The sequence below is a fragment of the Pseudomonas sp. GNP014 genome, from assembly GCF_054344005.1.
This window is the reverse complement of record NZ_JBTGUS010000001.1, coordinates 6,308,432-6,320,313: the sequence shown is the minus strand read 5'-3', so window position 1 is coordinate 6,320,313 and position 11,882 is coordinate 6,308,432. Positions and strand designations below refer to the sequence as shown.

The 11,882-nt window shown below is 59.5% G+C and carries 15 protein-coding genes; 14 read left to right on the top strand and 1 reads right to left on the bottom strand.

The window, feature by feature from the left end:
• Positions 1-45 precede the first annotated feature (45 nt).
• A complete protein-coding gene (gene suhB / locus ACXX9E_RS28390; protein ID WP_016773320.1) occupies positions 46-864 on the bottom strand; it encodes a type III secretion system regulator SuhB in 819 nt (272 codons plus the stop codon).
• 145 nt (positions 865-1,009) lie between these two features.
• Between suhB and trmJ the strand changes: the two genes are divergently transcribed.
• From trmJ to ACXX9E_RS28320, 14 genes are all read left to right on the top strand, one after another.
• Positions 1,010-1,780, top strand: coding sequence for a tRNA (cytosine(32)/uridine(32)-2'-O)-methyltransferase TrmJ (trmJ, locus tag ACXX9E_RS28385; protein ID WP_123466023.1), 771 nt, complete (start codon positions 1,010-1,012; stop codon positions 1,778-1,780).
• A gap of 3 nt (positions 1,781-1,783) precedes the next feature.
• Positions 1,784-2,560: a serine O-acetyltransferase gene (gene cysE, locus ACXX9E_RS28380; protein WP_025109222.1), complete on the top strand. Its 777-nt coding sequence runs from the start codon at positions 1,784-1,786 to the stop codon at positions 2,558-2,560.
• A 237-nt stretch (positions 2,561-2,797) separates the two neighbouring features.
• The gene (gene iscR / locus ACXX9E_RS28375) at positions 2,798-3,289 is read left to right on the top strand and encodes a Fe-S cluster assembly transcriptional regulator IscR (RefSeq protein ID WP_003227911.1); all 492 of its coding nucleotides are present in this window, start codon (positions 2,798-2,800) and stop codon (positions 3,287-3,289) included.
• 47 nt (positions 3,290-3,336) lie between these two features.
• Positions 3,337-4,551, top strand: coding sequence for an IscS subfamily cysteine desulfurase (locus tag ACXX9E_RS28370; protein WP_123466025.1), 1,215 nt, complete (start codon positions 3,337-3,339; stop codon positions 4,549-4,551).
• A gap of 100 nt (positions 4,552-4,651) precedes the next feature.
• A complete protein-coding gene (iscU, locus tag ACXX9E_RS28365; RefSeq protein ID WP_003248539.1) occupies positions 4,652-5,038 on the top strand; it encodes a Fe-S cluster assembly scaffold IscU in 387 nt (128 codons plus the stop codon).
• Positions 5,039-5,066: 28 nt separating this feature from the next.
• Positions 5,067-5,390 carry an iron-sulfur cluster assembly protein IscA gene (iscA, locus tag ACXX9E_RS28360; protein WP_003227904.1) on the top strand — a complete coding sequence of 108 codons (324 nt, stop codon included), beginning with the start codon at positions 5,067-5,069 and terminating at the stop codon, positions 5,388-5,390.
• Between the two features lie 8 nt (positions 5,391-5,398).
• Entirely contained in the window at positions 5,399-5,920 is a 522-nt protein-coding gene (gene hscB, locus ACXX9E_RS28355; RefSeq protein ID WP_003227901.1) for a co-chaperone HscB, read from the top strand.
• 51 nt (positions 5,921-5,971) lie between these two features.
• Entirely contained in the window at positions 5,972-7,837 is a 1,866-nt protein-coding gene (hscA, locus tag ACXX9E_RS28350; protein WP_123466027.1) for a Fe-S protein assembly chaperone HscA, read from the top strand.
• The gene (gene fdx, locus ACXX9E_RS28345; protein WP_025109219.1) at positions 7,837-8,178 is read left to right on the top strand and encodes an ISC system 2Fe-2S type ferredoxin; all 342 of its coding nucleotides are present in this window, start codon (positions 7,837-7,839) and stop codon (positions 8,176-8,178) included. The genes hscA and fdx overlap by 1 nt, the downstream gene beginning before the upstream one ends.
• A gap of 14 nt (positions 8,179-8,192) precedes the next feature.
• A complete protein-coding gene (gene iscX, locus ACXX9E_RS28340; RefSeq protein WP_027619659.1) occupies positions 8,193-8,393 on the top strand; it encodes a Fe-S cluster assembly protein IscX in 201 nt (66 codons plus the stop codon).
• Between the two features lie 88 nt (positions 8,394-8,481).
• Positions 8,482-8,907: a nucleoside-diphosphate kinase gene (gene ndk, locus ACXX9E_RS28335; protein WP_003227894.1), complete on the top strand. Its 426-nt coding sequence runs from the start codon at positions 8,482-8,484 to the stop codon at positions 8,905-8,907.
• A 28-nt stretch (positions 8,908-8,935) separates the two neighbouring features.
• Entirely contained in the window at positions 8,936-10,084 is a 1,149-nt protein-coding gene (gene rlmN / locus ACXX9E_RS28330) for a dual-specificity RNA methyltransferase RlmN (protein WP_123466031.1), read from the top strand.
• 12 nt (positions 10,085-10,096) lie between these two features.
• Positions 10,097-10,855 carry a type IV pilus biogenesis/stability protein PilW gene (gene pilW, locus ACXX9E_RS28325; protein ID WP_123466033.1) on the top strand — a complete coding sequence of 253 codons (759 nt, stop codon included), beginning with the start codon at positions 10,097-10,099 and terminating at the stop codon, positions 10,853-10,855.
• Positions 10,855-11,880 carry a RodZ domain-containing protein gene (locus ACXX9E_RS28320; RefSeq protein ID WP_458556557.1) on the top strand — a complete coding sequence of 342 codons (1,026 nt, stop codon included), beginning with the start codon at positions 10,855-10,857 and terminating at the stop codon, positions 11,878-11,880. Before pilW ends, ACXX9E_RS28320 begins: the two co-directional genes overlap by 1 nt.
• Positions 11,881-11,882: the final 2 nt, after the last annotated feature.

Here is an 11,882-nt window from a genome sequence, read left to right as displayed (position 1 = left end):
TAAAAAAAGCACCCCGAAGGGTGCTTTTTGCGTTTCGCGGGAAGCTTAGCGCTTCAGCGAAGCCGGCAGGTGCGGCTGGATCGCCGTCAGGACTGCCTTGAAGCATTTGGTGTTGCCGGCAACGATGTGGCCTTTTTCAAGGAAGTCGTGACCGCCGGTGAAGTCGCTCACCAGGCCGCCGGCTTCCTGAATCAGCAGGGCGCCTGCAGCCATGTCCCACTCGGACAGGCCCGATTCCCAGAACGCATCGAAACGACCGGCGGCCACGTAGGCCAGGTCCAGGCTGGCGGAACCGGCGCGGCGGATGCCGGCAGTCTGGCCAACCAGGGCGCGGAACATGCCCAGGTAGTTGTCGAGGTTGTCCATCTGGTCGTCACGGAACGGGAAGCCAGTGCCCAGCAGTGCACCGTCGAGGCTGGTACGACCGCTGACGCGCAGACGACGACCGTTCAGTTGAGCGCCGCGACCACGGCTGGCAGTGAATTCTTCCTGGCGAACCGGGTCCAGAACAACAGCGTGTTCCAGGCGGCCACGGTATTTACAGGCAATGCTGACAGCGAAGTGAGGAATGCCGCGAAGGAAGTTGGTGGTACCGTCCAGCGGATCAATGATCCACAGGTACTCTTCGCCTTCGATGCCGGTACCGGCGTGCAGACCAGTCTCTTCACCCTGGATCGAGTGATTCGGGTAAGCCTTGCGCAGGGCATCAATGATTTTTTGTTCGGCGGCGCGATCAACCTCGGATACATAATCCTTGGCGTCTTTTTCGTCGACCTTGATGGTATCCAGGCGCTCGATGGAGCGGAAGATCAGTTCACTGGCGCTGCGGGCGGCGCGCAGCGCGATATTCAGCATGGGCTGCATGGATGTGTCACCTAAGGTTGTTAAAGAAAGCCGCGCATTCTATCAGAACTTTTCTTCAGGTGAAGGACGCTGTTCGCTTTCATAGCTTAACGGTAGGCTGTTCTGTAAGATTTGCACCCCTTTCCCGTGTCCGAGAGCGCCTCCCTTGCTGCAGAACATTCGTGTCGTCCTGGTCAACACCAGCCACCCCGGCAACATCGGCGGGGCCGCGCGCGCCATGAAAAACATGGGTCTGTCGCGGCTGGTACTGGTCGAGCCGCGGGTATTTCCGCATCACGAAGCCGATGCTCGAGCTTCGGGTGCCGGTGACATCCTTGAAAACGCGCAAGTCGTCGCCACCCTGGAAGACGCCTTGGTCGGCTGCAATCTGGTGCTTGGCACCAGCGCCCGTGACCGGCGCATTCCCTGGCCGCTGCTCGATCCGCGCGAATGCGGCAGCAAAGTGGTCGAGGAAGCCGGGCAGGGCGCGCAAATCGCCCTGGTGTTCGGTCGTGAAGATTCCGGCCTGACCAATGAAGAGCTGCAGCGATGTCACTTTCACGTGCACATCCCCTCCGATCCAGAGTTCAGTTCGCTGAATCTCGGGGCGGCGGTGCAGGTGTTGAGCTATGAAGTGCGCATGGCCTGGCTGGCGGCACAAGGTCAGCCGAGCAAGATCGAGAAAGAAGAAGTGGCTTCGGTGAAAAGTGCCGAGCTGGCGACTATGGATGAGCTGGAGCGCTTTTATGAGCATCTGCAGCAGACGCTGGTCGCCATCGAATTCCTCGATCCGGAAAAGCCCCGGCACTTGATGGCGCGCCTGCGCCGGTTGTACGGACGCAGCTCGGTCAGTCGGGCGGAAATGAATATTTTGCGTGGCATCCTCACGGAAACCCAGAAAGCGGCCCGTGGTGAGCTTCTTAAGCGGAAGGACTAAATGATGTTTGAGCGTTTGCGTGAAGATATCCAGAGCGTATTCCATCGAGACCCGGCGGCGCGTAACGCTTTTGAAGTCCTGACCTGCTATCCCGGCATGCATGCGATCTGGATTCACCGGTTGGCCGGCATGCTGTGGCGCAATGAGCTGAAATGGCTGGCGCGGCTGGTGTCGAACTTCGGTCGCTGGTTGACCGGCATCGAGATTCATCCGGGGGCCAAGGTCGGGCGTCGCTTCTTCATCGACCATGGTATGGGCATCGTCATTGGTGAAACCGCCGAGATCGGAGACGACGTGACCATTTATCAGGGCGTGACCCTCGGTGGCACCAGTTGGAACAAGGGCAAGCGCCACCCGACTCTGGGTGACGGTGTTGTTGTCGGCGCCGGGGCCAAGGTGCTGGGGCCGTTCACGGTCGGTGCCGGCGCCAAGGTCGGTTCCAATGCTGTGGTGACCAAAGAAGTGCCGCCGGGTGCGACTGTGGTCGGCATTCCGGGGCGAATCATCGTCAAGTCGGACGAGGAGCAGGACGCCAAGCGCAAGGCCATGGCCGAGAAGATCGGTTTCGATGCCTACGGCGTCAGCGAAGACATGCCCGATCCGGTGGCGCGCGCCATCGGTCAGTTGCTCGATCACCTGCAAGCGGTGGACGGACGGCTGGAAGGGATGTGCGGCGCGCTGAAGGATCTGGGCAGCAATTACTGTGCGAAAGATTTGCCTGAGTTGCGTGAAGAAGACTTCGCCTGCGTGAAGGGCAAGGATCAGAGTCAGGCCAGCTAAACCGCAGCGCTGCCATCGCGAGCAGGCTTACTCCTGCATTTCAAAAGCGTTTCCCTGTCAGGGGAGCCTGCTCGCGATGAGCGTCACGCGGTACTGCTGGCTGTACGCCGCCAGCCTTTGCTATGATGCGCGCGCTCTTTTGCGGGTAAACCCGACTAAAGCACTAGGTCTTATAGTTGACTTAAATGCTCGGGAATTGCATACTCCCGCCCATTCCGAACTCCGTGGTAACTGTCCATGCGACTGACTACAAAAGGCCGATACGCCGTGACTGCCATGCTTGACCTGGCGTTGCACGCGCAGCACGGGCCCGTGTCCCTGGCCGATATCTCCGAGCGCCAAGGCATCTCCCTGTCCTATCTCGAACAGCTGTTCGCCAAGCTGCGCCGCAGTAACCTGGTTTCCAGTGTTCGCGGTCCAGGCGGTGGCTATCAGTTGTCCCGCGACATGCAGGGCATCCAGGTCGCTCAGGTGATCGATGCGGTGAACGAATCGGTCGATGCGACCAAATGCCAGGGCCAGGGCGATTGCCATTCCGGCGACACCTGCCTGACCCACCATCTGTGGTGCGACCTGAGCCTGCAGATTCACGAATTTCTGAGCGGTATCAGCTTGGCTGACCTTGTGACTCGCCGTGAGGTGCAAGAAGTAGCCCAGCGTCAGGACCAGCGCCGTTGCAACAGCAAGGCGCCACGCCTGGACAAGATTGAAGCGTCCGCCGTCGAATGACAGCCGAAGAGCTAGCGGCACGCCAGCCCTGATTTAGGAGATAGTCCATGAAATTGCCGATTTACCTTGATTACTCTGCGACCACCCCGGTTGATCCGCGTGTTGCGCAAAAAATGAGTGAGTGCCTGCTGGTCGACGGAAACTTCGGTAACCCGGCGTCCCGTTCCCACGTGTTTGGCTGGAAAGCTGAAGAGTCGGTCGAAAACGCCCGTCGTCAGGTGGCTGATCTGGTCAACGCCGACCCGCGCGAAATCGTCTGGACTTCCGGTGCCACCGAATCCGATAACCTGGCAATCAAGGGTGCGGCACATTTCTACGCCTCCAAGGGCAAGCACCTGATCACCTCCAAGATCGAGCACAAGGCTGTCCTCGACACCATGCGCCAGCTGGAACGTGAAGGTTTCGAAGTAACGTACCTCGAGCCGACTGAAGACGGTCTGATCACCCCGGCGATGATCGAAGCCGAACTGCGCGACGACACCATTCTGGTATCGGTGATGCACGTGAACAACGAAATCGGCACCATCAACGACATCGCCGCCATCGGCGAGATGCTGCGTTCGAAAGGCATCCTGTTCCACGTCGACGCCGCTCAGTCCACTGGCAAGGTCGAAATCGACCTGCAGAAACTGAAAGTCGACATGATGTCGTTCTCCGCCCACAAGACTTATGGCCCTAAAGGCATCGGTGCGCTGTACGTCAGCCGCAAGCCGCGTGTGCGCATCGAAGCGACCATGCACGGCGGCGGTCACGAGCGCGGCATGCGCTCCGGCACCCTGGCGACCCACCAGATCGTCGGCATGGGCGAAGCGTTCCGTGTGGCCAAGGAAGACATGGTTGCCGAAAACGTTCGTATCAAAGCGTTGAGCGACCGCTTCTACAAGCAGGTCGAGCATCTGGAAGAGCTGTACGTCAACGGCAGCCTGACCGCCCGCGTTCCGCACAACCTGAACCTGAGCTTCAACTACGTTGAAGGCGAGTCGCTGATCATGGCGCTCAAGGATCTGGCGGTATCGTCCGGTTCTGCGTGCACCTCGGCGTCGCTGGAGCCTTCGTATGTACTGCGCGCTCTGGGCCGCAACGACGAACTGGCACACAGCTCGATCCGCTTCACCTTCGGCCGTTTCACCACCGAAGAAGAAATCGACTACGCCGCGCAGAAAGTCTGCGAGGCCGTTACCAAGCTGCGCGCTCTGTCGCCGCTGTGGGACATGTACAAAGACGGCGTCGATATCTCGAAGATCGAGTGGGCGGCACACTAAATATAGAAGCCGCCGGATACAGATCCTGTAGCGACGCGGCGATTACGCAGCGCAGTTGCAGGGCCTGAAGAGCGGCCCTGATGAGTGAGGATTGAGAATCATGGCTTACAGCGAAAAGGTCATCGACCACTACGAAAACCCGCGCAACGTCGGCAAGATGAATGCCGAAGATCCGGATGTCGGCACCGGCATGGTCGGCGCGCCGGCGTGCGGCGACGTGATGCGTCTGCAGATCAAGGTCAACGAGCAGGGCGTGATTGAAGACGCCAAGTTCAAGACTTACGGCTGCGGTTCGGCAATCGCTTCCAGCTCCCTCGCCACCGAGTGGATGAAGGGCAAGACCCTGGACGAAGCGGAAACCATCAAGAACACTCAGCTGGCCGAAGAACTGGCCCTGCCGCCAGTGAAAATCCACTGCTCGGTACTCGCTGAAGATGCCATCAAGGCAGCTGTTCGCGATTACAAGCAGAAGAAAGGCTTGATCTAAGCATTGGGCGACGAGTAAGGAGTCAACGATGGCTATCAGCATGACAGAAGCGGCTGCTCGACACGTGCGACGCTCCCTCGACGGGCGCGGCAAAGGTGAAGGGATTCGTCTGGGTGTTCGCACCACAGGCTGTTCCGGCCTTGCCTACGTGCTGGAGTTTGTCGACGAGGTGGTTGCCGAGGATCAGGTGTTCGAGAGTCACGGCGAAAAAGTGATCATCGACCCGAAAAGCCTGGCTTACCTGGACGGCACCGAGCTCGATTTCGTCAAGGAAGGGTTGAACGAAGGCTTCAAGTTCAACAACCCCAACGTACGCGGTGAATGTGGCTGCGGCGAAAGCTTCAACATCTGAGGCTTGTCGTGGGTATTCCTTGTCATTTCGCTTTATTCGAGCTGCAACCGAGCTTCCGCCTGGATCTCGAGCAGTTGGCCACGCGCTATCGTGAGTTGGCGCGCGGCGTTCATCCTGACCGCTTTGCCGACGCTTCCGAGCGCGAGCAGCGCTCGGCGCTCGAGCAGTCTGCACGGCTCAACGACGCCTATCAGACGCTCAAGAGTCCGGCCCAGCGCGCTCGCTACCTGCTGACCATCAGTGGGCATGAAGTGCCGATGGAGGTCACGGTTCACGACCCCGAGTTTCTTTTGCAGCAGATGCAATGGCGCGAAGAGCTCGAAGACCTCCAGGACAGCGCCGATCTTGACGGTGTTGCTGTGTTCAAGCGGCGCCTGAAAGTCGCTCAGGAACAGTTGAACGAAAGCTTCGCAGCCTGTTGGGATGATGCAGCGCAACGCGAACAGGCCGAGCGCCTGATGCGACGCATGCAGTTCCTCGACAAGCTCACCTACGAAGTGCGCCAGTTAGAAGAGCGCCTCGACGATTAACCCAGTGCCGCTCCGGTCGCACGCCTGATATACAGATAAGTCCTGATCACGATGGCCCTACTGCAGATCGCCGAACCCGGCCAAAGTCCTCAACCGCACCAGCGTCGTCTGGCTGTGGGGATCGACTTGGGCACTACCAATTCGCTGGTCGCTGCGTTGCGCAGTGGTCTTTCCGAGCCACTGGCCGACGCTGACGGGCAGGTCATCCTGCCGTCCGCCGTGCGTTATCACGCCGATCGCGTCGAGGTTGGCGAATCGGCCAAGCTGGCCGCGTCCTCCGATCCCTTGAACACTGTGCTGTCGGTCAAGCGCCTGATGGGGCGCGGTCTGTCCGACGTCAAACAATTGGGCGAGCAACTGCCGTACCGCTTTGTCGGCGGCGAATCGCACATGCCGTTCATCGACACCGTGCAGGGCCCGAAAAGCCCGGTCGAAGTTTCTGCCGATATCCTCAAGGTCCTGCGTCAGCGTGCTGAAGCGACTTTGGGTGGCGAGCTGGTTGGCGCGGTGATCACCGTTCCGGCGTATTTCGACGATGCGCAACGTCAAGCCACCAAGGATGCGGCAAAACTCGCCGGTCTGAACGTGCTGCGTCTGCTCAACGAGCCGACCGCAGCCGCTGTGGCTTATGGTCTGGATCAACATGCCGAAGGCCTGGTTGCTATCTATGACCTGGGCGGCGGCACCTTCGATATTTCGATTTTGCGCCTGACTGGCGGTGTTTTCGAAGTGCTGGCCACCGGCGGCGACAGCGCCCTGGGTGGCGATGACTTCGACCACGCGATTGCCGGCTGGATCATCGAGAGCGCCGGCCTGTCCGCCGATCTCGATCCAGGCGCACAACGCAATTTGCTGCAAACCGCCTGCGCGGCCAAAGAAGCCCTGACCGATGCCGCCAGCGTTGAAGTCGCCTACGGTGACTGGAAAGCACAGTTGACCCGCGAAGCCTTCGATGCGCTGATCGAACCGATGGTTGCCCGCAGCCTGAAAGCCTGCCGTCGTGCAGTGCGCGATTCCGGTATCGAACTGGAAGACGTACACGCCGTGGTCATGGTCGGCGGTTCGACCCGTGTGCCGCGTGTGCGTGAAGCGGTCGCCGAAGCTTTCGGTCGTCAGCCATTGACGGAAATCGACCCGGATCAAGTGGTGGCCATCGGGGCCGCGATCCAGGCGGATACGCTGGCTGGCAACAAGCGTGATGGCGGCGAACTGCTGCTGCTCGACGTGATTCCGCTGTCCCTGGGGCTGGAAACCATGGGCGGGCTGATGGAGAAGGTGATTCCGCGCAACACCACCATCCCGGTCGCTCGCGCTCAGGACTTCACCACTTATAAAGATGGCCAGTCGGCCATGGCGATCCACGTGTTGCAGGGCGAGCGCGAGCTGATCAGCGACTGCCGCTCCCTGGCACGCTTCGAACTGCGCGGCATTCCAGCAATGGTGGCCGGGGCGGCGAAGATTCGCGTGACCTTCCAGGTCGATGCCGACGGTCTGCTCAGCGTGTCCGCCCGTGAACTGGGTTCGGGCGTTGAGGCGAGTATTCAGGTCAAGCCGTCGTACGGACTGACCGACGGCGAAATCGCCAAGATGCTCAAGGACTCGTTCCAGCACGCCAACGACGACAAGGTCGCCCGTGTTCTGCGTGAGCAGCAAGTCGATGCCCAGCGCCTGATCGAAGCGGTGCAGGGCGCTCTGGAGGCCGATGGCGAGCGTTTGCTCGACGCCGAAGAGCGCATGGTCATCGACCTGCAGGTGCAGGAACTCATTGAACTGATGAAAGGCACCGATGGTTACGCCATCGAGCAGCAGACCAAGCGTCTGTCGCAAGTGACCGATGCTTTTGCTGCCCGCCGCATGGATCTGACGGTGAAAGCCGCTCTGTCGGGGCGCAATCTGAATGAAATCGAGGATATCTGATGCCGCAGGTCATTTTTCTGCCACACGAGAAGTTTTGCCCTGAGGGCATGGTGGTCGAGGCTGCGCCCGGCACATCTATTCTTGAACTGGCCCACGAACACCATATCGAGATGGAAAGTGCCTGTGGCGGCGTCTGCGCTTGCACCACGTGCCACTGCATCATCCGCGAGGGTTTCGACTCGCTGGAAGAGGCGGACGAGTTGGAAGAAGACTTTCTCGATCGCGCCTGGGGTCTTGAAGCGCAGTCGCGTCTGGCCTGTCAGGCTATCGTTGGTGAAGAAGACATCACCGTCGAAATCCCGAAATATTCGCTTAACCATGCGGCTGAAGCGCCGCACTGACTGGTAAGACTGTCATGAGCTACGGTTGGAATGATGTTCAACGCATTGCAGAAGAATTGGCCGAAGCCAAACCGGATGTAGATCCGCTTTCTGTCAATTTCGTCGACCTGCAGCGATGGATCATGGAACTGCCTGACTTCGACAACACCTCTGGCCGTGTCGGCGAGAAAGTGTTGGAAGCGGTTCAGGCGCTCTGGATCGAAGAAGTCGACTGATCGTCCTCGCAGGTTAGGCAATACCCAAGAACCCGCGTATAATTCGCGGGTTTAATTTTTCGCAAATTACCGTTTCTGGAGTTACACCATGGCTGTTCAACGTACTTTCTCCATCATCAAGCCTGACGCCGTTGCTAAAGGCGCTGCCGGCGAAATCGTTACCCGCTTCGAAAAGGCTGGTCTGAAAGTTGTTGCTTCGAAAATGAAGCAGCTGTCCAAAGCCGAAGCTGAAGGCTTCTACGCTGAGCACAAAGAGCGTGGTTTCTTCGGTGACCTGGTTGCTTTCATGATCTCCGGTCCGGTTGTTGTTCAGGTTCTGGAAGGCGAAAACGCTATCGCTCGCAACCGTGAGCTGATGGGCGCTACCAACCCTAAAGAAGCTGCTGCCGGCACCATCCGTGCTGACTTCGCTGAGTCGATCGACGCCAACGCCGTTCACGGTTCGGACTCCGAAGCCGCTGCTGCTCGCGAAATCTCGTACTTCTTCGCAGCTACTGAAGTAACCACTCGCTAAGCATTGGCTTGAGAGTGAAGGTGAATCCATGACTACATCGACTGTTAAAACAAACCTGCTGGGTCTGACCCAGCCGGAAATGGAAAAATTCTTCGACTCAATCGGGGAGAAGCGTTTCCGTGCCGGTCAGGTAATGAAATGGATTCACCACTTTGGCGTCGATGATTTCGACGCCATGACGAACGTCAGCAAGGCCCTGCGCGACAAGCTCAAGGCTATTGCCGAGGTTCGTGGTCCCGAAGTGGTCAGCGAGGACATTTCCAGCGACGGCACCCGTAAGTGGGTGGTGCGCGTGGCGTCCGGCAGCTGTGTCGAGACCGTGTACATTCCCCAGGGCAAACGCGGCACGCTGTGCGTTTCGTCCCAGGCAGGCTGTGCCCTGGACTGCAGTTTCTGCTCCACCGGCAAGCAAGGCTTCAACAGCAACCTCACTGCCGCCGAAGTCATCGGTCAGGTGTGGATTGCCAACAAATCTTTCGGCAGTGTTCCGGCTACCATCGACCGCGCCATCACCAACGTGGTGATGATGGGCATGGGCGAACCGCTGCTGAACTTCGACAACGTCGTGGCCGCCATGCATCTGATGATGGATGACCTCGGCTACGGGATCTCCAAGCGCCGCGTGACCCTGTCCACGTCGGGTGTGGTGCCGATGATCGATGAGCTGGCCAAGCACATCGACGTCTCCCTGGCGTTGTCCCTGCACGCACCGAATGACGCATTACGTAACCAATTGGTGCCGATCAACAAGAAGTATCCGCTTAAGATGCTGCTCGAGTCGTGCCAGCGCTACATGTCCGCCCTCGGCGAGAAGCGTGTGCTGACCATCGAGTACACCTTGCTCAAGGACGTCAATGACAAACTTGAGCACGCCGTGGAAATGATCGAGTTGCTGAAAGACATTCCGTGCAAGATCAACCTGATCCCGTTCAACCCGTTCCCGCACTCCGGGTACGAGCGGCCGAGCAACAACGCTATCCGCCGGTTCCAGGATCAACTGCATCAGGCCGGTTACAACGTCACCGTCCGCACCACCCGTGGTGAAGACATCGACGCCGCGTGTGGTCAATTGGTAGGGCAGGTGCTGGATCGCACCCGTCGCAGCGAACGTTACATCGCCGTGCGTGAGTTGAGCGCCGACAGCGATCTGGCACAGAACGCCGCGAACACTAACTAAGAGAGGATCTCTATGTCCCTGCGCTTTGCGCTGCTGTTGCTGATAGCCAGCCTGTGTGCTGGTTGTGTCCTGTCGGGTGACTACAACCCGATGAAGACCAGCAAGGGCCGCGATGAAGCGCGGGCTGCCTACGTGCAGTTGGGCCTGGGGTACTTGCAGCAGGGCATGACCGAGCGGGCCAAGGTGCCGCTGAAAAAGGCGCTGGAGCTTGACGATTCCGACCCTGACGCCAATGCCGCCCTCGGGCTGGTGTTTCAGGCCGAAATGGAGCCGAAACTGGCTGACGAGCACTTTCGCAAAGCCCTGTCCTCCCGACCCGCCGATGCGCGCACCCTCAACAACTACGGCAGTTTTCTCTACGAAGAACAGCGTTACAAGGAAGCCTACGAGCGTTTTGAACAGGCGGCCGCCGATACCCTGTATCCTGAGCGTTCGCGAGTGTTCGAGAACCTCGGCATGACGGCGGCGAAGCTCGGTCAGCGCGATCTGGCGCAGCAGCAGCTGGAAAAGGCTCTGCGTCTGAATCGTCAACAACCGCGTGCCTTGCTGGAAATGGCTGAGTTGTCCTTCGAAGACAGGCATTATGTGCCCGCGCGTGACTATTACGACCGTTTCAGCCTGCTAACCGAGCAAAATGCACGTAGTCTATTGCTCGGCGTTCGGCTGGCAAAAGTGTTTGAAGATCGCGACAAGGCCGCCAGTTACGGCCTGCAATTAAAACGACTCTATCCCGGTACGCCGGAATATCAGCAATACCTGTCGGAGCAATGATGAAAGCGGCGCATCCCGAAGTTGTAGCAGCGAATCGCGTTAACCCCGGTGAGACTCTGCGCCAGGCCCGCGAAAGCAATGGCTGGTCGCTGGCCGAAGTGGCCCTCAAGCTCAACCTCACCGTGACTTCCCTGAGCAATCTTGAAGCCGGCGCTTTCGACAAGCTGCCGGGGCATACCTTTGCTCGCGGTTACATTCGCGCCTATGCCAAATTGCTCGGCATGGACCAGACCGTTCTGGTTCAGCAATTCGACCAGTCCACCGGTACCGACTCCCAGGGCAGCAACGTCCACGCCCTGGGCCGTATCGAAGAGCCAGTGCGGGTCTCCCACACGATCTTGCGTATCGTCAGCCTGTTGTTGCTGATCGCGGTCATCGGCGGCGGTTTCGTCTGGTGGCAGGATCAGACATCGCAGCGGATCAAGGATTTGACCACCCTGGCCCCGGAGCACGTCGAAGTCGAAGGCGCCGACGGCACTACCCAGATTCATCCGATCGACGAGCCGGAAGACCAGGCTGTCGCGCAAAACCAGGCCGAAAGCTCGACTTCCCTGGCCTTGCCACCCTCCGAAACCACCGCAGAATCGACCGGTGCCGAGCCTGTTGCTCCGGCGACGGCACCAACTGCGCCGGCGGTAGCGCCAACCGCACCGGTTCATACCCCGGCGCCGGTCGTTGCCCCTGCGGCGACTCCGGCACCTGCTGTTCCGACCACGTCTGCGCCAACCGTCACTGCACCGGTGGCGCCTGCGCCGACCGCAGAAGTGGCGGCTCCGGCGGCCGGCGATGGTCAGGTTCAGTTGCAATTCACCGGCGATTGCTGGGCACAAGTCACCGATGGCCGTGGCAAAGTGCTGTTCAGCGGCCTGAAGCATAAAGGCGACAGCGTGGCTGTCAGCGGTAAACCGCCGCTCAGTGTGCGCCTGGGTGTTGCCCGCGCCGCACAGGTCAGCTACAACGGCCAGCCGGTCGATGTCGCTCCGTTCACCAGTGGCGAGACTGCTCGCCTGAAGTTGGGTCAATAAGT